Source organism: Rhodovulum tesquicola (assembly GCF_024128855.1).
GTDB lineage: Bacteria > Pseudomonadota > Alphaproteobacteria > Rhodobacterales > Rhodobacteraceae > Rhodovulum > Rhodovulum tesquicola.
The window spans coordinates 371,935-393,241 of record NZ_JAMYDV010000001.1 but is presented as its reverse complement, the minus strand read 5'-3'; the positions used below and the strand labels follow the sequence as shown (position 1 = coordinate 393,241).

Sequence of the window (21,307 nt, the reverse complement as noted above, 5' to 3'; positions counted from 1 at the left end):
CACGCATGCCCCCGCTCCCGAACCTGTCAGTTGCGCCGCCGGTGCAGGCGTTCGGCATGCCAGCCGACATGGTCCCCTGCAAAGCTAGCGACGAAGTAATAACTGTGGTCATAACCGGGCTGCATGCGGACCAGCCCGGCCTGACGCCGACGCGCCAAGACTGAGGCCAAAGCCTCGGGGCGCAGCAGGTCGAGGAACTGGTCTCCGGCCCCCTGGTCGATCAGGATCGCATCCTTCCAGCCATGCTCCTCCAGCAGAAGGCTTGAATCATAACATGCCCATGCCGATTCGTCGTCGCCGAGATAGGCGCTCAACTGCTTTCGCCCCCAGTCCGACCGGGTGGGATTGGCGATCGGCGCAAAGGCTGACAGGGAGTCGAACCGGTCGGGGTTTCGCAGCGCCAGGGTCAGCGCCCCATGCCCGCCCATCGAATGTCCGGTCACCCCATGGACATCGGCAATCGGCAGGTTGTCCAGCACCAGCCCGCGCAATTCCTCGAGCACATAATCATACATCCGGAAATGCGCCGTCCAGGGCGCGCGCGTGGCGTTGACGTAGAAGCCTGCCCCCTGGCCCAGATCATAGGCGTCGTCATCGGCCACCCCATCGCCGCGGGGCGACGTGTCGGGAAAGATCACGGCAATCCCATGCTCGGCCGCGTGCCTCTGGAACCCGCCCTTCACCATCGCATTCTCATGCGTGCAGGTCAGCCCGGAGAGATACCACAGAACCGGAACCGGCCCGTCCTCGGCCTGGGGCGGCAGGTAGACGCCGAAGGTCATGTCCACGCCGCAGACCTGCGACGGGTGGGTGCAGACCATCTGCACCCCGTCGAAGCAGCGATTCTGGGAAACAACCTCCATCGGCGCGGCTCAGTAGACGACCACGGAACGGATCGACTTGCCTTCATGCATCAGATCGAACCCGTGATTGATCTCGTCCAGCGTCAACTGGTGGGTGATCATCGGGTCGATCTCGATCTTGCCGTCCATGTACCAGTCAACGATCTTCGGCACATCGGTCCGTCCGCGCGCGCCACCGAACGCCGTGCCCCGCCATGACCGGCCGGTGACCAACTGGAACGGACGGGTCGAGATCTCGGCCCCGGCAGGCGCCACGCCAATGATGATCGACTCGCCCCAACCCTTGTGGCAGCACTCCAGCGCGGTGCGCATCACGTTGACATTGCCGGTGCAGTCGAACGTGTAATCCGCCCCACCCTTGGTCAGATTGACCAGATACGGCACCAGATCGCCCTCGACCTCGGCGGGGTTCACGAAATCGGTCATGCCGAAGCGCTCGGCCATCTCGCGCTTGGCCGGATTCAGGTCCACGCCCACGATCTGATCGGCCCCGATCAGCCTCAAGCCCTGAAGAACATTCAGACCGATGCCGCCCAGCCCGAACACGACGGCGCGACAGCCCGGTTCCGCCTTGGCGGTGTTGATGACCGCACCCACGCCGGTGGTCACGCCGCAGCCGATATAGCACACCTTGTCGAAGGGCGCGTCCTCGCGGATCTTGGCGACCGCGATCTCGGGCAGCACGGTGAAGTTCGAGAAGGTCGAACAGCCCATGTAGTGCAGGATCGGATCGCCATCGAGCGTCCTGAAGCGCGAGGTGCCGTCCGGCATCAGGCCCTGGCCTTGCGTGGCGCGAATCGCCTGGCAGAGATTGGTCTTGGGGTTGAGGCAGTATTCGCATTCGCGGCATTCGGGCGTGTAAAGCGGGATCACATGATCGCCCGGCTTGACGCTTTTCACGCCCGGGCCCACCTCGACCACAACACCCGCGCCCTCATGGCCCAGGATCGCCGGGAACATGCCCTCGGGATCGGCGCCCGAGCGGGTGAACTCGTCGGTATGGCACAGCCCCGTCGCCTTGATCTCGACCAGAACCTCGCCCGCCTTGGGGCCTTCCAATTCGACCTCGGTCACCACCAGAGGCTTTCCCGCCTCAAACGCCACTGCCGCACGCGTGCGCATGTTCGCTATCTCCTCCCAACCCAAGTGTTCTTATTTTTCTTAAGTGAAGCAAGTATGCGAAGGCACACAGTGACCGGCAATTGCGACCTTGGTGGGTATTGGCCGGAACGGTCCCTGCGTGGACTTCGAGCCGATCCGCGTTAGACTTGCGCCGAGGGAGGAGAATCCATGACCGCACGCGCTCTCACCGTGGCTGCGCTCTTGGCGCTAGGCGCCGCAACCGTTGCCCCGGCCGCCGATTTCTCGGACCCCACTTGGCCCTGCATCCAGCGCAAGGTGGCACAATTGTCCCCCGGGATCATGTGGCCCCATCCGATCGAGCCACGAAGTTTCGACGCCGAGACCGAGGCCGCGGTGAAGGAGCTTGTCGGCAGGTTGGTGCTGCGCCGCATCCCGGTCGAGGATCTGGAACCGACGGTGACCGCCTTCACCGGAGCCTACGGCAATGACAGCGCGCTTCTGGGCCATGTCTTCATGTCGGCCTTCGAAATCATGTCGCGCCAGCGGCAGACCGTAATGAAGGGCATCGAAGACTATTCGCTCTCGCAGATCGCGCTGTCCGAAAGGATCGAGGCCACCCGGATCGAGGTCGACACGCTGCTGGACGCAGAGCCGCTGGATCACGACCGGATCGATGCGGCCGAGGAGCAGCTCGCATGGGACGAGCGAATCTATACGGATCGCGCGCAGTCGCTGACCTATGTCTGCGAGACGCCGGTTATCCTGGAACAGCGACTTTTCGCCATCGCGCAGATGCTGGCCCGCGCCGTCGCGGAGTGAACGGGATAAAAGCGGCGCTCATTCCCATTCCAGTTCGGTGAAGGCAACGGTCGCGTTGCGCGCATTATGCTCGTCGAACAACTCCCAACGGTCGCGTTCCCCGGCGGCGATGTCGCCAACCGCACCGCTCAGCCGCTCGCCCCTGTCGATCGCGGCGCGCGTGTCTCGTGCCAGTAAGTCCAGATAGCGCGCGGTGTCCTGCACCCCATCCGGCCATGACAATACCGGCCCGCCATGGCCAGGCACGACGGCACGCGCCGGGATCGTCACAAGTTCGGCCAGCACGACCTGCCAGCCACGCAGCGATCCATCGAGGGTCGGCAGATGCTTGTCGAAGACCAGATCACCCACGAAAAGCACGCCGCTGTCCCGGTCCAGCACGGTCAGGTCGGTCCCGGTATGGGCGGTAGGCCAGGCGCGCACCTCCAGAACCCGCCCGCCAAGGTCGATCTCGACCGCATCCGCGACCTCGACATCCACCGGCGCGACAGCCGTGCCGATGAACGGCCCGGCCCCGATCCGCGCCGCGAGGCTTTCCAGATAGTTCTGCTGCCGGTCGGCCAAGGCGCGCGCCAGCCCCTCATGCCCCACGACCTCTGCCCCCGCTTCGGCCAGCACCGTGGCGCCGAAGACATGATCGGGATGCATGTGGGTCAGGATCACATGGCTGACCGGCAGATCGGTGCGCGCCCGCACCGCCCGCCAGATTGCCTCGCCCATCCAGCGCGCGCTGCCGGTGTCGATCACCGCGACCGATCGGGCGCCGATCACGACCCCCAGATTCGCCATGTCGCCACCATTCTCGCCATCGGCCTCTGCAATCGCGCCCCGATGCACCAGAATCCCCGGCGCAACCTCGTCAAGGCCCAGCGCCTCGCCCACCGGCACACAGACCGGCCCGGCTGCGATCACCCCCTCGGGCAGCGCCGCGACAGGTGCCCGGTCCAGGGACGCAAGGCAGGCCGCCTCGGTCGCCGCCTCATGGCCCGGCAACAGCACATCGCGGCAGGTCCCGGGTGCCGCGGCCAGACAGAGCGTCACGATCACTTCGAACAAAGGCACCCCTCCCCGGCTCCGCCCTCCAAGCCTGCGCCCGCCGCCCCCCGCATTCCATACCGACCTATGGGGAATACCGCGCAGCCCGTTTTCGTGGCATACTCCCCTGTCAGGACCGCGCATCAGGGAGGACGCGCCCCATGAAACCCCTCATCGCCGCCGCCATCGCCGCGCTGGCCTTCGGCCCGGCACTGGCCGAGGATAACCGTGCCAGCCCGCTGGCCGAAAGCCACATCTGGAACGAACTCAGGACCGACCTCGTGGGCGAGATCGACATCGCCGACGCCGCAGGCCGCTTCGAGGTCCAGGCCCCCTACCGCGCCAACGATGCCGCCACGGTGCCGGTCACGATCCGCCAGACCGATCCGGGCCTGACGATCCGGAGGGCGACCGTGGTGATCGACGACAACCCCGCACCGCTGGCCGCAAGCTTCACCTTCGGCCCCGCCATGGCGCCGCTCGATCTCGAGATCCGGGTGCGCGTGAACCAGTATTCCAACATCCGCGTGATCGCCGATACCGACCAGGGCCACCTGATGACCGGCCGCTATGTCAAGGCCTCGGGCGGTTGCTCGGCCCCGGCCACGCGCAACCCCGAAGAAGCGCTGGCCGGGATGGGCGAGATGCGACTGAAGCATTTCTCCCAGGCGCCCACGATGTCGACCGCACGTCGCGAAGCGCAGATCATGATCCGCCACCCCAATTATTCGGGCCTGCAGCGGGACCAGCTCACCCAGCTTTTCATCCTCGCGCATTTCATCGACCGGCTCGAACTCTGGCAGGGCGACGAGATGCTCTTCACCATGGAGGGTGGCATCTCGATCAGCGAGAACCCGGTCTTCCGGTTCTCCTACACCGATAACGGCGCCCCATCCCTGCGGGTGATCGCCCGCGATACCGAAGGCAATGTCTTCGAACACGACCTGCCCAAGGCCGGCCAGTCCTGACGGACGGCCCACGCGCCGCGCCCTTCTTCTGGCCGCATACATCCCCGCCGGAGGCGCCGCGCGCGGCACGCGCGCGGCCACGCCCAACGCCGGACAAGCGGGGCGCATGCCCCGCGCCGCGCCGGGGGCGGGAGAATGCCCTTGCCCCCGGCCATGCGTCAGAAGCAGACGATCTCCGCCTCCGCCTGGGCCCGCCGTAGATCGGCAACCAGTTCGTTCGCCATGGCCGAAGCGCGGAAGACCGATGCGCGTTCCCCTGGTATCTGCCGCAGCGACAGCACCGTCTCGGCCTCGACATATCGTTCGTAGGACAGGATAGAGGCGATCACGTCGATCGAGCAGGCGCATTTCTCCAGCACGTCGCGCCCCTGCCCGTTGGTGGCCATGCAGGCAAAGACGTAATCGGCCCTGGCCGCCGTGGGGTAATCGTTCCACCGCGCCGCCACATCCTGCGCTGCTGCCGGCACGGTCAGGCACGCTGACACCATGGCAAGGGCTGTCATCCTCATGGTTCCGCCTCCCCGCCCGGCGCTTTCAGCTTCAGCGTTGAAACATAGATCGGCGCGCCGCCCTCCAGATCCGGCACACGCGCGCTCAACGCATGATACCATCCCGGCACCTCGTCCGACATGGTGACCGTGACCTCCAGATCGGCAAAGCCCTGCATCCGCGCACGGTTCGGATCGTCCTTGAAAGGGTGCAGCGTCAAGGCCTGCGCCTGCACCTCGTCCGCGCCGAACTCCACCTCGACCGCCTCGACACTGGCCGGACGCAGCAATGCTTCCTTCATCCGGTTGCGGATGTAGAACGGGCTGCCGCCCGCGGTCTCGGCCATGTCGCGCACGACCGTCTCCATGAAATACATGATGACCGGATTGCCGACCTCGGCGGGGAAGGATCCGATTGCGCTGAAGCTGTCGCCATGGGTGAAGCGCAGCGCGGCCAGCGTCGGATCGTCCGCGGCGAAGCGCAACTCCACCTCCCCGGTCGCGGCGGCCGCGGCCTCGGGGTTCGCCCGATTGGCGACCTCGCGCGCATAGACCAGCATTGCCGAGCGTGGCACGTCGTCCAGCGTGCCGCTTCGAAACAGCATGTCATAGGTCTCGGTGCCCTCGGTGTCGGCCGAGGCCGTGCCGCCCAGCACGAGGGCGGCCGCAGCAAGGCCCGCAATTGTCTTTCGCATATGTCCTCTCCCTTTCGCCGAGCCTAGCCCGCCCGCAGCCGGTGTCACGCGATACTTTCGTCGGACAGCGGCGCGGGCGCCCGGGTCTTCCAGTCGATCAGCGGCCGCAGTCGCGAGAGTTGCACCGGCTTTCTCAGGACCGTGAAATCCTCTGTCAGCCCAGCGCGCAGGACCTCGTCGCCCTGATCGGCGGTGATCATGATCGCGGGGATGTGGCTACCCGTCGCCGCCCTCAAGGCCTTGATCGCGGCGATCCCAGTGTCGTCGCCATCCAGTTGATAATCGGCCAGGACCACGTCCGGTGCCATCCCGATCTCGTCCACCAGCCGCACCGCCTCGACGGTCGAGCCTGCGGCCAGCACGCTCGCCCCCCAGCTTTCCAGCTTCTGCGTGGTGGCAAACAGGACCTCGGGATCATTCTCGACAATCAGCACGATAAGGTTCAGGTCCGCCTCGCCATTCGACAGGTCCGGTCCGGTCGCGCCGGGGCAATCGTCCCTTGGGAGCACGGTCCCGATCTCGATCGAAAAGACCGAACCCCGCCCCGGTTCCGAGTGAACCGACAGCTGGTGCCCCAGATGGCGACAGGTGCGTTCCACGATCGACAGCCCCAGACCCATGCCGGAGCCGGGGGGAACATTATCGGCGCGGGCGAATTCCTCGAAGATGCGGGCGTGGTCGGCGGGCAGGATGCCGATGCCGGTATCCCAGACCTGTAGCACCACCCTGTCGCCGCGCCGCCGACACCCCACCAGCACGCGGCCCCGCTCGGTATACTGGATTGCATTGACCACGAGGTTGCGCAGCGACCGCGTCAGGTATTCCCGGTCGCTGCGCACCCAGGCAGAACAGGGCTCCATGTCGAGCCGTAGCCCCTTTTGCGCCGCGACCATCGCCTGGTCCTCGACCACGCTGCGCATCACGGTCCCCAGGCAGAATTCCGTCGGCGTCAACGCCGAGCCGGTGCTTTCCAGGCGTGAAATATCCAGCAGTGCATGCAGAAGCGATTCCATCGAGGCGAAGGACCCCGCAAGCCGATCGGTCAGCCGGGCCATGTCGGTGCCCTCTGCCATCTCGGCCAGGGTCGAGATCAGCAGCTTGGCGGCGTTGACGGGTTGCAGAAGGTCATGGCTGGCCGCGGCCAGGAACCGGGTCTTGGACGACATCGCGGCCTCGACCTCTTCCTTGGCCAGCCGCAATTCCTCCTCGACGCGCCTTTGTTCCTCGTGCTGCTCGCGCAGGCGGCGATTCGCCTCGGTCAGTTCGTGGGTCCGCTCGCGCACCCGCTTTTCAAGAAGCTCCGTTGCCCGCGATTCCAGCGTCACATCGGCAATATCGACAAGGAACCCACGGTCCGGCAACAGGTGCACATGCAGATCCAGCACCCGGCCACCGGCATGATGCAGCCGCTTGCGCAGCCGCCCTTCGTGACGCAACTCGGTCGGCCAGTGGTCGATATCGGCGATGTCCGCCTCGGCCACCAACCGGTTGTCGCGGATATGGCGCAGGATCGTCGTGAACTCGGTGCCGTCGCGGACCAGCGTGTAGGGCACGCCCAGGAGTTCGCGGAAACGCCCGTTGCGGATCGTCACCTCGCCCGCGCGCGAGAAGGTGCAGATGCCAAGGCTCATGTGGTCGAAGGCCGCCTGCAGGTAATGGGCCTGCATGTCGATCAGCAGATCCTTTTCCATCCGGTTCTTGCGCACGATATCGGTGATCTCGGTCTGCAACAGGATGATGTTGCCGGATCGGGTGCGCTGCTGGCTGATCTGGAACCAGCGGTCCGCCTGCAATTCCAGAACGAAGGACATGCTGGCGCCGCCCGCAGGCCCGCGGATCGCTTCGGCCAGATCGCGGCAGGCCCTGTCGGGATCAGCCAGATGGCGGCTGGTCTGCAACGCGCGGAAATAGTCCTCGACCGTCAGCCCGGGCAGGATGCGCGCCGAGATATCGGGCAGGATCGACTTGAACAGATCGTTGCAGACCTGAAGCCGCCCCTCGTTGAACAGCGCGAACCCGCCCTCCATCGCGTCCAGCGCCTCGGTCAGGCGGCGCTGGGTCTGCTCGCGGTCGAAGCGCGCGATTTCCAGTTCGCTCGAGGTGCGTTCAAGATCGCGGGTCTTGGCCCAGACCTGCCCTTGCAGCGTCACGGCCGACTGGAACAGCGCATAGGCCGAGTCGCCCACCTCGTGCTGGCGGCTGGCACGCCGGACCAGCGCGTCGATGATCCGGGCCTGGCGCTCGATCGTCACCTCGGGTGGGGCGTTCGGGTCGATCATGTCAACGTCCTGAAACGCGGTTCGAAAAAGGCGACGCCCACGAAGGTCTGGTTCACATGCACCCCGCAATGCTGTTCGCCATAGGTGTTGAAGCCCAGCACGCGGCGCGCACGCAGGATCTCCGAGACCCGGCCGGTCAATTGCTTCTGCCCGATCTCCAGCTTCCTGAGAACGCAGTCGAAGCCGAGAATGAAATCCGGCGCGCGCCCCCCGGCGCCGGTCACATCAAGGCCCTGATCGAGGGTGCGCAAGATCTCCTGCCCCTGGCCCAGCGTCAGCAAAAGCCCGTCGTCGATCGCCGACAGGAAAGCCAGTGCGCCCGCATCCGTTACCCGCTGGATCGCGCGCACATGGTAAAGGCCACGATTGCGGACAAGAACGGGATGCTCGGCAAAGACTTCGGGCGACAACTCGTCCAGCGTGCGGCCAACGAGACGGGCATATTCCTCGGCCGCGGGCGCGCCGTTCAGTTCCAGCACCAGGCGTTCCTCGGGCACCGCGTCGGTGACCACCATCAGATGCTCGGTCGGCAGGAAATGGTCGAAGCCGATCCCGGCGAATTCCAGGTCGGTTTCCAGCAGCATCAACAGTGCCGCGTCGCTGTGAAAGGCGCCACCGTGAAAAACCGCCGTCCGGCGAAAACTCAGCCCATCCCCGGCCGAACCGCCGAAGACCGGCAGATCGTCCAGGCCGGCTGCCAGCGCGGCCACCAGCATGTCCTCCTGCTTGGACAGCCCGTCGGCAAAGATCAGCGCCAGCCGGTTCCAATGCGCCGAATGCGAGAACTGCGCCGCCAGTCGCCGGGCATCGACCGAAACCCGCTCGATCGGGCAGGGACCGAGCGGCCGGATCAGCATAGACGCGCAGCGGAAATGTGCCCGCGGGAAGGCCAGCATCATCAGCGCCTCGTCCTCGTAGCCTTCGGGCGTGATCTGCCCCGCCGTGGTGCAACCGAAGACCGGAAGCCCCGCCAGCGCGGCATTCAGCGCCTCGGCCAGCGGATCGAGCGCGAGCCGGTCCGGCACGAAGACCAGCACGAAACAGCTTTGCGACAGGTCGATCTGCGCGGCGGCCTCGCGCACGGCCTCGGCGGGATCTGCGGCGCGGGACAGTCCCACGCCGACCGCGCCCGCCCCCGGCCTGTCGCGCATGTCTCGCATTGTCCCGGCTTACTGGTTCAGGAAGGCGCGGGCGTCGGCATCGCCGAGCCCCGTGCCCAGATCGAGATTGGCGCTTTCCACCAGCACCGCCGCCTGGGTGCGGTTCTGCACCCCGAGTCGCCGCAACAGCGCCGTGATATGCGCCTTGACGGTCGCTTCGGCCAACGACATTTCATGGGCGATCTGCTTGTTCGGCTTGCCCGCGCAGATCAGCTTCATGATCCGCGCCTGTTGCGGCGTCAGTTCCGCAATCCGCTGGCTGACCTCCTGCACCGTGGGCATGCGCGCCCCTGTCCTGGCCGCCTGGCCGGCATTTCGATAGCCCGGCGGAAGATAGCGGCGGCCAGACCGGATCTCGATCAGCGCCGTCTTCAGGTCGTTGGTTGCGGCATCCTTGGGAATGAAGCCCGCCGCGCCCGCCTCCATCAGTGCCTGCACCACCTCGACCGAGGTCAGGGCCGAGATCACCAGCACCGGCACATCGGGAATCCGCTCGCGCAACCGCAGGAACCCGCTAAGCCCGGTCACATCCGGAAGCTTGAGGTCCAGCATCACCAGATCCGGGCTGAAATCGGGGCCAAGCTGCGCCAGCCCCTCGCCCAGCGAGGTCGCGCTGCGGATCTTGCAGTCGTCGAAGACGTGACGCAGCGCCATCGCCAGCGCGTCGCTGTAAAGCGGGTGATCGTCGATCACCAGAATCGCGCGGATGCGACTGGCGCCTGGCGCAACGGTGTCTTGGTCCATCTGAAAGTCCTCCCCTCGGGGAGGATAGCAAAACTCGAAGACGCCGCGCAACTTTGCCGCACATCCGGCAGGGATGCCGCCGTCTCAGGCCGGGGCGGCGCGCAGCCGGTCCAGATATCCCGAACTCCGCCGCGCCGCGTGCTGCCAATCGGCCTCGGTCTGCCGGGCGGCCAGATCGGCGGCGATCTCGACCTCGTCGAAGCCGCAGGCCAGTGCCATCGGGTACTGGTCGGCGATCAGATGCCCCGCCGCCCTGAGCCGCCCGTTGAATCCCATCCGCCGCAGGTCGCGCGCCAGCGTGAAGCCGCGCCCGTCGGAAAACACGGGAAAGGCAATGCGGATCGCGGCGATCTGTCCGAGATGGGGCGCCAGCGCCGCCGGATCGTCGGCAGGCAGCAGGTCGACAGCGCCCGGCGCAGCCACGCCCAGCGACGTCAGCGGCACGAACACCTCGCCCGGATCGACCGTCGCGAACCCCGCTTCGGTTACCACGACATTGCCCCCGCTCATGCCGCACCCGCCCGCCGGACCGCGCGGCCGCCCGAAAAATGGATGCCGCATTCCTCCTTGTCCTGGCCGCGCCAACGGCCAGCCCGCGGACTTTCGCCGGGGGCCACGGGGCTGGTGCAGGGCGCGCAGCCGATCGAGGGATAGCCGCGCCCGACCAGCGGGTGACGCGGCAGGGCATGGGCGTCGATGTAATCGCGCACCTCCTGGCCCGACCAATGCACCAGCGGGTTGACCTTGGCACGGCCGCCCGCGTCCAGTTCGAACAGCGACAGGCCGCTGCGCGCGCCGGTCTGGTGCTGCTTGCGCCCGGTGATCCACGCGCAATATCCGCCCAGCGCCGCCTCCAGCGGGCGGGTCTTGCGCATCGCGCAGCAGGCGTCGGGATCGTGGCGATGCAGGTTGCCCGCCGGATCGGCCGCCGCCAGTGCCTGTGCGTCGGGCCGAACCATCCGCACGCCGGTCATCCCCAGCAGCTGCGCCACCTCGCGCTGATAGTCCAGCGTCTCGGGGAACAGCAGTTCTGTATCGAGAAACAGCACCGGCAGCGCACTGTCGATCCGCGAAACCATGTGCAACAGCACAACCGATTCCGCGCCGAAGGACGACACCAGCGCGATCCGCCCCGCGAAATCCTCCAGCACATGGGCCAGAACGGTTTCGGGCGCCGCCCCGGACAGCGTGGCGTTCAGCGCCGCCACTTGCGCCTCGGCCGGATCGAATATCGCCTCACGCCGCATCGTCGGTCTCCTTGCACTCGTAAAGCACCTGCTGGAACGGCCCCAGCCCGACCCTGCGGAATGCCTCGCCAAAGGTTTCGTCGGCATCGCGCCGCAGCGCCAGATAGGCCAGAACGATCCGCTCGACCGCGCCCACGATCTCGTCCGCGGCAAAGCCGGGGCCGGTGCGCTGGCCGATGGCGGCATTCTGGGTCGGATCGCCGCCCAGCGTGATCTGGTAGGTCTCGACCCCGGCGCGTTCGAGCCCGAGGATGCCGATCTCGGCAACATGGTGATGCGCGCAGGCATTGATGCAGCCCGAGATGTTCAGCCTGAGCGGACCCACCTCATGCTCGATCTTCAGCGCCTCGAAGTGCTGCGCGATCTGTTGCGCAACCGGGATCGAGCGGGCCGTGGCCAGCGCGCAATAATCCAGCCCCGGGCAGGCGATGATGTCAGAGATGTGCCCGGCATTCGCCGCCGCCAGCCCCGCATCCGCCAGCGCCGCGAACACCGCCGGCAGGTCGGCCTTGCGCACATGCGGCAGCACCACGTTCTGGCGGTGGCTGATCCGGATCTCGTCATGGCCATACCGCTCGGCCAGATCGGCCAGCAGCCGCATCTGCCAGGCACTCGCGTCCCCCGGCACCTGACCCGGCGTCTTGAGCGAGACGGTGACGATGGCATGATCCGCCCGCCGGTGCGCGGCAAGGTTCGTGTCACACCAGGCGCGAAAGGCCGGGCTGCCCGGCGGGATCGTCTCGGGGCCGTCCGGCAGGGCGGGCGGGGCGAAATGGCCCGCGATTCCTGCCAGCAGCGCCCGGTCGGCACCGCCGAACTCGGCCCGCGTCTGCGCAAAGCGCACCTCGACCTCGTCGCGCAGGGTTTCAAGCCCGATCTCGTGCACGGCGATCTTGATGCGCGCCTTGTACTTGTTGTCCCGCCGACCAAGCCGGTTGTAGACGCCCAGGATCGCCTCGAGATATGGCAGCAGATCCGCTTCGGGCAGGAAGTCGCGGATCACCCGGCCCAGCATCGGCGTCCGGCCCAGCCCGCCGCCCACGCTGACCTCGAACCCCGTCTCGTCGCCCTTCCGCACAAGGCGCAGCCCGATATCATGGGCGCGCGTGACCGCCCGATCCTCGGCCCCGCCGCTGATCGCGATCTTGAACTTGCGCGGCAGGAACTGGAATTCGGGATGGTCGGTCGACCATTGCCGCATCAGTTCCGCATAGGGGCGCGGATCGGCAACCTCGTCCGCGGCGGCTCCGGCGAAATGATCGGCCGTGACGTTGCGCACGCAATTGCCCGAGGTCTGGATCGCGTGCATCCCGACATCGGCCAGCGCATCCAGGATGTCGGGCACGTCGCGCAGCCGGGGCCAGTTGAACTGGATGTTCTGGCGCGTGGTGAAATGGCCATAGCCGCGGTCCCAACGCTCGGCGATCATCGCAAGCTGGCGCATCTGGCGGGCGTTCAGCGTGCCATAGGGGATCGCCACCCGCAGCATGTAGGCATGCAGTTGCAGGTAAAGCCCGTTCATCAGGCGCAGCGGGCGGAACTCGTCCTCGGTCAGGCGGCCGTCGATCCGGCGCTCCACCTGATCGCGGAACTGGCGCACGCGGGCGCGGACGAAATCCTCGTCGAACTCGGAATAGGCATACATGGGCTTACTCCCGGAGGGTCATTCTGCGGCCTGGGCGGGCAGCGCGAAAGGGGCGGGACCGCGCGCGCGGACCCGTTCGCGGAAATCGACGGGCACCGGACCGAACGGGCCCGGCCGCACCTCGGCCATGTAGGCTCCGACCACGCGATCGGCCTGCGCCATGGCCGCGGCAAGACGGGCCTCGGCCCCGGCCGGGTCGCCGATCACCTCGGCATCGGCAAGCGAGCGCGACCAGTTTCCGCCCGGCGTCATCCAGACCGGATCGCCGTCGAACAGATCGTTGGCGGCCACCACCACGGGCATCGCGATCCGGCTCATTGCGCAACCTCGCGCAAGGGCGCGGCGGCCAGCGCGGCCGCATCGCGCGGGGCGAGCCCCAGCATGATGACCGCGGGGCCGCGCAGGTCGGCCGCGGCCAGATCGGCGGCCAGCGCACCCAGCCGCGAGCAAATGATCCGCTCATCCGGGCGCGAGGCATTCTCGACCACGCTGACGTGCGTCGCGGGATCGGCGCCATGCATCAGAAGACGCCCCTGCACGAACCGCGCCGCGCGCTTGCCCATGTAGATCGCCGCCACCGCCCCGGGCCGCGCCAGCGCAGCCCAGTCATGATCGGCCAGACCGTCGACATCCTGCCCGGTGATGATCCGCAACTCGCCATTCCGCCCCCGCCGCGTCAGGCTTTGCCCAAGGCTCGCCGCCGCCGCCGAGGCTGCGGTGATGCCGGGCAGGATCGCCCAGTCGAGCCCCGCCGCCGTGCAGGCGTCGATCTCCTCGTCAAGGCGGCCGAACACGCCCGGATCGCCGGCCTTGAGCCGCACCACCAGCGCCCCGGCGCGGGCGCGCTCGACGATCAGGCTGTTGATCTCGGCCTGCGGCGTTGACGGGCCGAAGCCGGTCTTGCCGACCTCGACGATCTCGGCCTCGCGGCGGGCAATCTCAAGGATCGTCTGCGGCACCAGCCGGTCATGGATCACCACATCGGCCTGATCCAGCGCCCGGCGCGCGCGCAGCGTCAGATCGTCGGGATCGCCCGGCCCCGCGCCCACGAACAGCACCCGGCCCGGCGCGGGCGCGCGGTCCAGATGGTCGGACAGAAGCGGCGCGGCCTCGGGCACGGCTTCGCCCGCCAGCGCGCGGTCGAACAGCACGCTCCAGAACTCACGCCGCGCCCGGCCCGGCGGCAGCGCCTCGGCCTCGGGGCGCAGCGCCTTTGCACCGCGCAGCACCGCGCCCAGCTCGGCGGGCAGCCGTTCCTCCAAGAGCGCCTTGACCTTGCGCGCCAAAACCGGCCCCGTGCCCTCGGTTCCGATGGCGATCACCAGCGGATCGCGGTCGACCAGCGCGGGCGTCAGGAAGCCGCTGGCCTCAAGGTTATCGACGATGTTGAACGGCACCCCGGCCGCTTCGGCCATAGCAGCAACGCAGGCATCTGCGGCCTTGTCCTCCTCCGCGGCATAGACAAGCCGCAGCCCGGCAAGGTCGTCCTGCGCCAACGGCCGGGGAAACAGCAAAATGCGCCCCTCGGCATCCCATGCGGCGATCAGCGGATCGGCGGTTTCGGCATAGACCTCGATCCGCGCCTCGGTCTTGAGCAGCAGCCGCAGTTTCGCCACCGCGGCCGCCCCCCCACCCGAAACGGCAACACGCAGACCGGCGACGCGCAGGAAGATCGGAAAATGGTTCATGGGGCACCTCTGGATACAGGCCCGTTATAGAACAATTTTCCTTTAGAAAGCCATACTTCCCCGCGGAAAGGGACACGATATAGGCCATTCACGCCCTCAGCGGGAAATTAGTCCCCGCCGCATATCCCGTGCCGCATGACGGTCCGCGATCCGCCCTGCGGCCGGGACGACCGCCCCGGCCGCAGGGGCCTTCATCGGCGCAGCGCGAAGAAATGATCCGTCGGGCCGACCCCGCGCCCCACCCACAACCCGTCCGCCGCACGAATCGCGGCCAGCGTGTAGTCCTTGGCCGCCTGCACCGCCGCCAGCGGATCGGCAAGCGCCGCAAGATGGGTCGCCAGCGCCGCCGACAGGGTGCAGCCCGTGCCATGGGTGTTGAGCGTCACAACGCGCGGCGCGATCAGCCAGACCCGCCGGCCCGCCGAAAGGAACAGATCGGGGCTTTCGTCCTCGCCCAGATGGCCCCCCTTCAGGAACACCGCGCCACAGCCCAGCGCCAGCAGCGCCTCGGCCTGCGCCTCCATCTCCTTGCGCGTGCGCGCCTCGGGCCGGCCCAGCAGATCGGCCGCCTCGGGCAGGTTCGGCGTGATGATCGTGGCCATGGGCAGCAGCACATCGCGCAGCGCCGCAACCGCATCCGCCGCCAAGAGGCGGTCACCGCCCTTGGCCACCATGACAGGATCCAGCACCACCGGCACGTCGCGCCCGTCCAGAACGCCTGCCACCGCCTGCACTATGGCGGCCGAGCCCAGCATCCCGATCTTGACCGCATCCACGCGGATATCGTCGAACACCGCCTGAACCTGCGCCGCGACAAGGTCCGGCGCAACCAGTTCCGCGGCCCGCACGCCTTGGGTGTTCTGCACCGTCAGCGCGGTGATCGCGGCCATGCCATAGCCGCCATTGGCACCGATCGACTTAAGATCGGCCTGAATGCCCGCCCCGCCCGAAGGATCGGACCCGGCAATGGACAGGATGTTGGGGATCATGCGTGGCTCCATGTCTGGGCAAGGTCGCGGGCGGCGGCCTCGGGGTCGGGGGCGGACGCGATGGCCGAGACGACGGCGATGCCTGCGCAGCCCATCTGCTTGAGTTCGGGAATATCCGGGGCACCCACACCGCCGATGGCAACCGCGGGCACCGGCGCCGCGCGCACGATCGGGGCCAGCCCGTCCATGCCCAGCGGCGCAGCGTGATCGGGCTTGGTCGCGGTGGCGCGCACCGGGCCGACGCCCAAATAATCGACAGCGCCGGGCGGCAGGGCAGCAAGCTGCGCCGCGGTCTCGATCGACAGCCCCAGGATCGCCACCGGCCCCAGCGCCGCGCGCATCCGCAGCGGGTCGCCATCCGACTGGCCGATATGCAGCCCGTCCGCCCGCGCTGCCAGCGCCACCGCCAGCCGGTCATTGACGATCAGCGGCACGCCCAGCGGCGCCAGCAGGGCGCGCAGGCGGCGGGCCTGCGCGATCATCGCCGCATCCTCGGCTTGCTTGTCGCGCAACTGCACCGCCGTTGCACCGCCCCGCACCGCCGCCATCACCAGTTCGTCGGACACGCCATCAGGCGTGACGAAATAGACCCGAAAACTCATGCCGCCTGCACCCGCGCCCCGGCGGTCAACGCGTCCGGCGTGATCGTGGCCAGCGCGTCCAGCAATGCGACCTGAAAGCTGCCCGGGCCCGCCGCGATGGCGCCTGCGCGTTCCCCCGCAAGCCCGAAAAAGGCCAGCGCAGTCACCGTCGCCTGCGCCCGGTCCTCGGCCCCGGCCAGAAACGCACCGACCAGCCCGGTCAGCGAACAGCCCAGCGCCGTCACCCGCGGCATCAGCGGATGGCCATTCGTCACACGCCAGCCGCGCGCCCCGTCGGTGACGAAATCGACCGGCCCGGTTACGGCGACAACCGCGCCCGTGCTGCACGCCAGCGCACGCGCCGCCTCCTCGGCCGCGGCCACCGGATCGGCGCTGTCCGCCCCCTTGCCCTGCGCCGCCGCCCCCGACAGCGCAAGGATCTCGGAGGCATTGCCCCGGATCGCCGCCGGGCCAAGCGCCAGCAACCGCGCGCCGATCTCGCGCCGGAAGGCCGTGGCGCCGACCGCGACCGGATCCAGCACCCAGGGCAGTCCCGCCGCCTGCGCGGCCTGCGCCGACGCCTCCATCGCTGCGACCCAGGGGCCGCTGGGGGTGCCGATATTGATCGTCAGCGCCCCGGCCAGCGGCGTGAACTCGGCCGCTTCCTCGACGGCATGAACCATTGCGGGCGAGGCGCCTGCGGCCAGCAGCACATTCGCCATGACGTTCATCGCGACGTAATTGGTTATGTTCTGCACAAGCGGCGCGCACTGGCGCATCTCGCTCAAATGGGCTCCCCAGTCGGGCATCGCGTCCTCCGTGGCCGGGCAGGAAACGAACGCGAAAGCCCCTTGGGCGCTTCGGGTGCGACTTCCTCCGCCAGCATGATCTGGTTCAGGTTCAAAGGGTGCTTCTCAGCCCGGGTTGACCCCGGACGCCCCTGTCACGGCGGGCATGGAACCACGTCCCGCGCGGAAACGAAAGCCCCCTTTTGCCCGCCCCTGGCTCAGGCCGGAGCCATCGCGCGCGGGCGCGTCAGGATCGGCCAGTAGAGCAGCGCAAAGCCCAGGAACGCAGCGATCCAGCCCGCCCCGGCCAGATGCAGCAGCCAGCCCGGGGCCCCAAGCCCTTCGGCAAACCGCGCCATGACCGCGACCAGCAGGACAAGATAAAGCGCGGCGACGGCCGGGCTTGCGGTCAGCGGGCGGCCCGAATGGCCAAGGCTCGCGCGGGTCATTATCGCCAGTGTCATCATGCCGACCGCGCCCGCCATCCACACATGCTGCGCCGCCGTGACAGAGCCCAGCCCCGGCATCACCGACGCAAGCCCCACCGCCAGGAACCCGACCGTCACCAGCGCATAGGCAAGGTGCAGCACCCAGACCAGCGGCTCGGCCAGCGTGCGGTGCCCGACCCAGCGGCCCAGCCGGATCAGGTGCAGCGCCCCCGCCAGCAGGCAGAGCAGCGCGGCAAGCCAATGCGCGGGCGCCACGGTCCAGACCATTAGCGCCAGCCCGGCGATTGCCAGCGCGATCCTGTCGAACCGGCCCAGCGGTGCGGGCAGCCGCGTCTCGCGCCGCTGGGCAAGCCAGTTGCGGGTGAAACTCGGCACGACGCGGCCGCCGATCAGCAGGATCATCCCGATCCCAGCCGCCAGCGCCACCCGCAGCCCCAGCCCGCCTGCCGCGTAATCGCCGCGCAGGGCGTCGAGGTGGAACAGCCCCTGCCCCAGCGTCATCAGCACAAGCAGCGCCCAGACCGACAGGTTGCGCCAGTTCCGGCCCGCCACGATCTCGCGCAGCGTCACCCCGACCAGCGCCAGCGGAAAGGCCAGATCGACCGCTACCGCCACCCCGAAGGGCAGAAGCGCCGAGACCGCCACCGCGACCCGCCCTGCCGCCCAGACCAGCACCAGCGCCAGAAGTGGCCAGCCCATCAGCGGCAGCCGCCCGGTCCAGTTCGGCACCGCCGTCAGCAGGAACCCTGCGGTGACGGCACCGAGATAGCCGAACAGGAAGGCATGGGCGTGCCAGCTGACCGGATCGAACACCGTGGGCAGCGCCACGGCGCCGCCCAGCATTGCGATCCACAGTGTCATCGCCGCGGCCGCCCAGAGACTGCCGAACAGGAAGAACGGGCGGTGGCCCTGCGCCAGAAGGGCGGGACCGGCAAAGGCGCGGCGAAGCTGGGATGTGGTGGCCATGGGACGACTCGCTTTTGGTATTTCAAATACCGATTAGCCGATGTAATACGCATTTGAAACTCCAATTGGTGGGGCATTATGCGCCTGACCCAGTTCACAGATTTCGGATTGCGCGCGCTGATGCGGCTGGCAGGCCGCCCCGAGCGCGGCTTTGCCACCGCCGAACTGGCGGACGAATTCGGCGTCTCGCGTCACCATCTGGCCAAGGTCGTCGCCCGGCTGGCCTCTGCCGGGCTGGTAGAAGCCCGCCGCGGCGGGGGTGGCGGGCTGCGCCTTGCGCGCCCCGCCGCCGAGATCCGGCTGGGCGAGGTCGTGCGCCTGCTGGAGGCCGATCAGGCGCTGGTCGAATGTTTCGCCGCCGATGGCGGGGCCTGCACGCTGATGCCCGATTGCCGCCTGAAGGCACGGCTGGCCCGGGCCGAGACCGCCTTTCTGGCCGAGCTTGACCGCACGACGCTGGCCGATTGCACCTGGGCGCCGAGGTCGGAATGATGGGCGGCTGGGGTGAACTGGCGCTTGCCTTCGGCGTTTTCCTGGCCTCGCACGGCGTTCCGGTGCAGCCCCCCGTCAAGCGGCGACTGATCGCGGCGCTGGGGCCGGGCGGCTATCTGGTGGCCTATGGCGCGTTGTCGGTCGCCGTGCTGGCCTGGCTGATCGTCGCCGCCGGGCGCACGCCGCATGTGCCGGTGCTGCCCTGGGCGGCGTGGCAGGCCTGGGTGCCGAACCTTGCGATGCCGGCGGTCTGCCTGCTGATCGCCTTTGGCACGGCTGCGCCCAACCCGCTCAGCTTCGGGGGCGCGCGCAACGACCGGTTCGATCCGGCCCGACCCGGCATTGCCGGGCTGACGCGCCACCCGCTGCCCTGGGCGCTGGCGCTCTGGGCGGCCGCGCATGCGCTGGCCAATCCCGACCTTGCGCATCTGCTGATGTTCGGCGGCTTCGCGGGTTTCGCGATTCTCGGCACACGGATCATCGACCGGCGCAACCGGCGGCTTCTGGGCGTGGCCGAATGGCAGCGACTGGCCGCCAGCACCTCGAACCTGCCGCTGGCCGCACTTGTGGCTGGCCGATGGCGACCGCGCCGAGGCCCCGCCCCGGCAAGGCTCATCATCGCCGTTGCGCTATGGGCGATGCTGGTCCTCAGCCACGCCCCGGTGATCGGCGTATCGCCGGTTCCGACACATTGCTGAGAGGATCAGATCTCCGGATCGTCGATCATCCGCACCGGCTTGGCCAGCCGGACGAGCGACTTGCGATCCGCGATGGTAATCGTCATTCCGTCATTCGTGACGCCATATTCGCCCAGCAAACGCAGCGCACGCGAGAAGTTCTCGGGCGTCATTCCAAGCAAGGCGGCGATCTTGCGCTTTTCCACCGGCAGAACGAAGCTTGGCGCGCCCCCCGCGAGATCCTGCTGCCGGATCAGGTAATTGGCCAGCCGCTCGATCCCGTTGCGCAGCTTGAGGTTCTTGCTGGATTTCACAACCCCGCGATAGCAACCGGCCAGTTCCCGGACCAGCGCACGGGCAAAGGCCCCGTCGGTATCGAACACGTTCCGCACATCCTGCGAGGGCAACAGGATCAGGCGGGACTTCTCGACCGTGCGGGCGGACATCAGAAAGGGCGCATCCCGGATCGTGGCCGCAAGGATGAAACTCGAAACCGGCCTGACGATCTCCATGACCGTCTCGCGCCCGTTCCAATGTGCGCAGAGTTCGACCTGACCGGCCACGAGGATATGCAGGAAGTCGCTGGGTTCGCCCTCGGCGAACAGTTCGACCTGCGGCGGGAAGGTCTGGACATAGGCCGCGCGGCAAAGACGCGCGAAGGCCGCATCGTCCATGTCGGCAAAGATCGTCAGTCCGCGGATTTCACCTGTTTCCGATTCGCGCATCGTCCCCACATCGGAACCGCTTGATTTATATCAAGCTCGTCCACAGCAAATGTCATCAGTGCGTTCGGTATACATTTGCACACAGAGCCCCATTTTTCAATCACTGCCCGACCTTTTTCCCGCATGCGCTTGTTTCGTCACTCTGGCGTGGCTTTTGGTCTCGAATCAACCCCCAAGCGACTTGCATCGGGGCCGCTTATCCCCACTAAGCCGGCCGGCGACGGCAATGCCGCCGGTTACTTGACGAGAAGGGGAAAGAAGACGTGATGGGTTTGACATGCGCCGGCGGGACGTTCCCCGAGGCCGTGAAGGCGGGGCGGATCCCCCGCGAGGTGGTGGCCGGATGATCGTGACGCTCAAGGCTCTCGCCGCGATGCTGCTCCCGCCCTGCGCCGGGTTCAAGGCTGCCACCTGGGATGTCGCCGACGCCATGCTGGCCGAGGATCGTCTGGCGCCCGAGGTCCGCCGCCGACTTCTGCCACTGCTCGACGAATTCCACGAAATGGATCTCTGCCGCCAACAGGAACGCTTCGTGGCAATGTTCGAGCGCACGCCATCGCTGTCGCTGAACCTGTTCGACCACCTGCCGGGCCAAGAGCGCCAGGATCTTTCAGACACGCCGCAGGGCGAGCGAACGGATCACCTGCCCCGGTTTCTGACCAACCTCGCCAAACATCCGGAAGCCGAGGTGCAACAGGCGCTTGCCGAGGCGGCGCCGGTCTTCGCGCTGCTAGCGGTTCGGCTCGAAGCGATGGACAGCAGCTATGCCGGCGTGTTCGGCGCGCTGCTGCATCTCGGCGAAACCGGAAGGCATGCTTAACACCGGACGGCGCCGGAATTTGCCCTTTGCGTGATGCCCGGCGCAATCGGGCCGGTTGGACCCCGGAAGGCGGCCTCGAGCGCCGCTTCGCGACGGGCATTATTCA

At 67.8% G+C, this 21,307-nt stretch carries 23 protein-coding genes and 1 riboswitch; of the genes, 5 read left to right on the top strand and 18 right to left on the bottom strand.

The window, feature by feature from the left end; all coding sequences use genetic code 11:
• Positions 1-26: 26 nt before the first annotated feature.
• Complete coding sequence (fghA, locus tag NHN26_RS01800; protein ID WP_253087808.1) at positions 27-863, bottom strand: S-formylglutathione hydrolase; 837 nt, start codon at positions 861-863, stop codon at positions 27-29.
• Between the two features lie 9 nt (positions 864-872).
• On the bottom strand, positions 873-1,985 hold the full coding sequence (locus NHN26_RS01795) for an S-(hydroxymethyl)glutathione dehydrogenase/class III alcohol dehydrogenase (protein ID WP_253087807.1): 1,113 nt from the start codon (positions 1,983-1,985) through the stop codon (positions 873-875).
• A 168-nt stretch (positions 1,986-2,153) separates the two neighbouring features.
• Here NHN26_RS01795 and NHN26_RS01790 point away from each other — a divergent pair, with 168 nt between their 5' ends.
• The gene (locus NHN26_RS01790; RefSeq protein WP_253087806.1) at positions 2,154-2,765 is read left to right on the top strand and encodes a hypothetical protein; all 612 of its coding nucleotides are present in this window, start codon (positions 2,154-2,156) and stop codon (positions 2,763-2,765) included.
• 18 nt (positions 2,766-2,783) lie between these two features.
• On the opposite strand, the gene NHN26_RS01785 is transcribed toward NHN26_RS01790, so the two are convergent.
• Entirely contained in the window at positions 2,784-3,827 is a 1,044-nt protein-coding gene (locus NHN26_RS01785) for a quinoprotein relay system zinc metallohydrolase 2 (protein WP_354595915.1), read from the bottom strand.
• Positions 3,828-3,961: 134 nt separating this feature from the next.
• On the opposite strand from NHN26_RS01785, the gene NHN26_RS01780 reads away from it, so the two are divergent.
• Positions 3,962-4,768 (top strand): quinoprotein dehydrogenase-associated SoxYZ-like carrier, encoded by an 807-nt coding sequence (locus NHN26_RS01780; protein ID WP_253087804.1) that lies wholly within the window; start codon positions 3,962-3,964, stop codon positions 4,766-4,768.
• Positions 4,769-4,926: 158 nt separating this feature from the next.
• Here NHN26_RS01780 and NHN26_RS01775 read toward each other — a convergent pair whose 3' ends face one another.
• From NHN26_RS01775 to NHN26_RS01710, 14 genes are all read right to left on the bottom strand, one after another.
• Positions 4,927-5,277, bottom strand: coding sequence for a hypothetical protein (locus tag NHN26_RS01775; RefSeq protein ID WP_253087803.1), 351 nt, complete (start codon positions 5,275-5,277; stop codon positions 4,927-4,929).
• On the bottom strand, positions 5,274-5,951 hold the full coding sequence (locus NHN26_RS01770; protein ID WP_253087802.1) for a hypothetical protein: 678 nt from the start codon (positions 5,949-5,951) through the stop codon (positions 5,274-5,276). Before NHN26_RS01770 ends, NHN26_RS01775 begins: the two co-directional genes overlap by 4 nt.
• Before the next feature lie 44 nt (positions 5,952-5,995).
• The gene (locus tag NHN26_RS01765; RefSeq protein WP_253087801.1) at positions 5,996-8,230 is read right to left on the bottom strand and encodes a PAS domain-containing hybrid sensor histidine kinase/response regulator; all 2,235 of its coding nucleotides are present in this window, start codon (positions 8,228-8,230) and stop codon (positions 5,996-5,998) included.
• Positions 8,227-9,381 (bottom strand): FIST N-terminal domain-containing protein, encoded by a 1,155-nt coding sequence (locus NHN26_RS01760; RefSeq protein WP_354595914.1) that lies wholly within the window; start codon positions 9,379-9,381, stop codon positions 8,227-8,229. The genes NHN26_RS01765 and NHN26_RS01760 overlap by 4 nt, the downstream gene beginning before the upstream one ends.
• 18 nt (positions 9,382-9,399) lie before the next feature.
• Positions 9,400-10,134: a response regulator gene (locus NHN26_RS01755; protein ID WP_253087799.1), complete on the bottom strand. Its 735-nt coding sequence runs from the start codon at positions 10,132-10,134 to the stop codon at positions 9,400-9,402.
• Positions 10,135-10,218: 84 nt separating this feature from the next.
• Positions 10,219-10,644 carry a DUF934 domain-containing protein gene (locus NHN26_RS01750; RefSeq protein WP_253087798.1) on the bottom strand — a complete coding sequence of 142 codons (426 nt, stop codon included), beginning with the start codon at positions 10,642-10,644 and terminating at the stop codon, positions 10,219-10,221.
• Positions 10,641-11,381 carry a phosphoadenylyl-sulfate reductase gene (locus NHN26_RS01745; RefSeq protein WP_253087797.1) on the bottom strand — a complete coding sequence of 247 codons (741 nt, stop codon included), beginning with the start codon at positions 11,379-11,381 and terminating at the stop codon, positions 10,641-10,643. Before NHN26_RS01745 ends, NHN26_RS01750 begins: the two co-directional genes overlap by 4 nt.
• Positions 11,371-13,026 carry a nitrite/sulfite reductase gene (locus NHN26_RS01740; protein WP_253087796.1) on the bottom strand — a complete coding sequence of 552 codons (1,656 nt, stop codon included), beginning with the start codon at positions 13,024-13,026 and terminating at the stop codon, positions 11,371-11,373. Before NHN26_RS01740 ends, NHN26_RS01745 begins: the two co-directional genes overlap by 11 nt.
• Before the next feature lie 18 nt (positions 13,027-13,044).
• Complete coding sequence (locus NHN26_RS01735; protein ID WP_253087795.1) at positions 13,045-13,344, bottom strand: DUF2849 domain-containing protein; 300 nt, start codon at positions 13,342-13,344, stop codon at positions 13,045-13,047.
• A complete protein-coding gene (gene cysG / locus NHN26_RS01730; protein ID WP_253087794.1) occupies positions 13,341-14,714 on the bottom strand; it encodes a siroheme synthase CysG in 1,374 nt (457 codons plus the stop codon). The genes NHN26_RS01735 and cysG overlap by 4 nt, the downstream gene beginning before the upstream one ends.
• A 191-nt stretch (positions 14,715-14,905) precedes the next feature.
• The gene (gene thiD, locus NHN26_RS01725; RefSeq protein WP_253087793.1) at positions 14,906-15,703 is read right to left on the bottom strand and encodes a bifunctional hydroxymethylpyrimidine kinase/phosphomethylpyrimidine kinase; all 798 of its coding nucleotides are present in this window, start codon (positions 15,701-15,703) and stop codon (positions 14,906-14,908) included.
• Positions 15,700-16,305 (bottom strand): thiamine phosphate synthase, encoded by a 606-nt coding sequence (gene thiE, locus NHN26_RS01720; protein WP_253087792.1) that lies wholly within the window; start codon positions 16,303-16,305, stop codon positions 15,700-15,702. The genes thiD and thiE overlap by 4 nt, the downstream gene beginning before the upstream one ends.
• Positions 16,302-17,093, bottom strand: coding sequence for a hydroxyethylthiazole kinase (gene thiM, locus NHN26_RS01715; RefSeq protein ID WP_253087791.1), 792 nt, complete (start codon positions 17,091-17,093; stop codon positions 16,302-16,304). The genes thiE and thiM overlap by 4 nt, the downstream gene beginning before the upstream one ends.
• A 45-nt stretch (positions 17,094-17,138) precedes the next feature.
• A riboswitch (TPP riboswitch) is annotated at positions 17,139-17,236 on the bottom strand.
• A gap of 54 nt (positions 17,237-17,290) precedes the next feature.
• Positions 17,291-18,487 (bottom strand): NnrS family protein, encoded by a 1,197-nt coding sequence (locus tag NHN26_RS01710; RefSeq protein ID WP_253087790.1) that lies wholly within the window; start codon positions 18,485-18,487, stop codon positions 17,291-17,293.
• Between the two features lie 78 nt (positions 18,488-18,565).
• On the opposite strand from NHN26_RS01710, the gene NHN26_RS01705 reads away from it, so the two are divergent.
• A complete protein-coding gene (locus NHN26_RS01705; RefSeq protein ID WP_253087789.1) occupies positions 18,566-18,979 on the top strand; it encodes an Rrf2 family transcriptional regulator in 414 nt (137 codons plus the stop codon).
• Positions 18,952-19,677: an NnrU family protein gene (locus tag NHN26_RS01700; protein ID WP_253087788.1), complete on the top strand. Its 726-nt coding sequence runs from the start codon at positions 18,952-18,954 to the stop codon at positions 19,675-19,677. Before NHN26_RS01705 ends, NHN26_RS01700 begins: the two co-directional genes overlap by 28 nt.
• Before the next feature lie 5 nt (positions 19,678-19,682).
• Here the strand turns inward: NHN26_RS01700 and NHN26_RS01695 are convergent, their stop codons facing one another.
• Entirely contained in the window at positions 19,683-20,381 is a 699-nt protein-coding gene (locus tag NHN26_RS01695; RefSeq protein ID WP_253087787.1) for a cyclic nucleotide-binding domain-containing protein, read from the bottom strand.
• Positions 20,382-20,724: 343 nt separating this feature from the next.
• Between NHN26_RS01695 and NHN26_RS01690 the strand changes: the two genes are divergently transcribed.
• Positions 20,725-21,201, top strand: a complete 477-nt coding sequence (locus NHN26_RS01690) for a molecular chaperone TorD family protein (protein ID WP_253087786.1) — start codon at positions 20,725-20,727, stop codon at positions 21,199-21,201.
• Positions 21,202-21,307: the final 106 nt, after the last annotated feature.

Excerpts from the sequence above, each read along its gene's own strand:
- fghA (WP_253087808.1), bottom strand. The coding sequence starts at position 863 with ATGGAGGTTGTTTCCCAGAATCGCTGCTTCGACGGGGTGCAGATGGTC.
- NHN26_RS01795 (WP_253087807.1), bottom strand. The coding sequence starts at position 1,985 with ATGCGCACGCGTGCGGCAGTGGCGTTTGAGGCGGGAAAGCCTCTGGTG.
- NHN26_RS01790 (WP_253087806.1), top strand. The coding sequence starts at position 2,154 with ATGACCGCACGCGCTCTCACCGTGGCTGCGCTCTTGGCGCTAGGCGCC.
- NHN26_RS01780 (WP_253087804.1), top strand. The coding sequence starts at position 3,962 with ATGAAACCCCTCATCGCCGCCGCCATCGCCGCGCTGGCCTTCGGCCCG.
- NHN26_RS01775 (WP_253087803.1), bottom strand. The coding sequence starts at position 5,277 with ATGAGGATGACAGCCCTTGCCATGGTGTCAGCGTGCCTGACCGTGCCG.
- NHN26_RS01770 (WP_253087802.1), bottom strand. The coding sequence starts at position 5,951 with ATGCGAAAGACAATTGCGGGCCTTGCTGCGGCCGCCCTCGTGCTGGGC.
- NHN26_RS01765 (WP_253087801.1), bottom strand. The coding sequence starts at position 8,230 with ATGATCGACCCGAACGCCCCACCCGAGGTGACGATCGAGCGCCAGGCC.
- NHN26_RS01760 (WP_354595914.1), bottom strand. The coding sequence starts at position 9,381 with ATGCGCGACAGGCCGGGGGCGGGCGCGGTCGGCGTGGGACTGTCCCGC.
- NHN26_RS01755 (WP_253087799.1), bottom strand. The coding sequence starts at position 10,134 with ATGGACCAAGACACCGTTGCGCCAGGCGCCAGTCGCATCCGCGCGATT.
- NHN26_RS01750 (WP_253087798.1), bottom strand. The coding sequence starts at position 10,644 with ATGAGCGGGGGCAATGTCGTGGTAACCGAAGCGGGGTTCGCGACGGTC.
- NHN26_RS01745 (WP_253087797.1), bottom strand. The coding sequence starts at position 11,381 with ATGCGGCGTGAGGCGATATTCGATCCGGCCGAGGCGCAAGTGGCGGCG.
- NHN26_RS01740 (WP_253087796.1), bottom strand. The coding sequence starts at position 13,026 with ATGTATGCCTATTCCGAGTTCGACGAGGATTTCGTCCGCGCCCGCGTG.
- NHN26_RS01735 (WP_253087795.1), bottom strand. The coding sequence starts at position 13,344 with ATGAGCCGGATCGCGATGCCCGTGGTGGTGGCCGCCAACGATCTGTTC.
- cysG (WP_253087794.1), bottom strand. The coding sequence starts at position 14,714 with ATGAACCATTTTCCGATCTTCCTGCGCGTCGCCGGTCTGCGTGTTGCC.
- thiD (WP_253087793.1), bottom strand. The coding sequence starts at position 15,703 with ATGATCCCCAACATCCTGTCCATTGCCGGGTCCGATCCTTCGGGCGGG.
- thiE (WP_253087792.1), bottom strand. The coding sequence starts at position 16,305 with ATGAGTTTTCGGGTCTATTTCGTCACGCCTGATGGCGTGTCCGACGAA.
- thiM (WP_253087791.1), bottom strand. The coding sequence starts at position 17,093 with ATGCCCGACTGGGGAGCCCATTTGAGCGAGATGCGCCAGTGCGCGCCG.
- NHN26_RS01710 (WP_253087790.1), bottom strand. The coding sequence starts at position 18,487 with ATGGCCACCACATCCCAGCTTCGCCGCGCCTTTGCCGGTCCCGCCCTT.
- NHN26_RS01705 (WP_253087789.1), top strand. The coding sequence starts at position 18,566 with ATGCGCCTGACCCAGTTCACAGATTTCGGATTGCGCGCGCTGATGCGG.
- NHN26_RS01695 (WP_253087787.1), bottom strand. The coding sequence starts at position 20,381 with ATGCGCGAATCGGAAACAGGTGAAATCCGCGGACTGACGATCTTTGCC.
- NHN26_RS01690 (WP_253087786.1), top strand. The coding sequence starts at position 20,725 with ATGATCGTGACGCTCAAGGCTCTCGCCGCGATGCTGCTCCCGCCCTGC.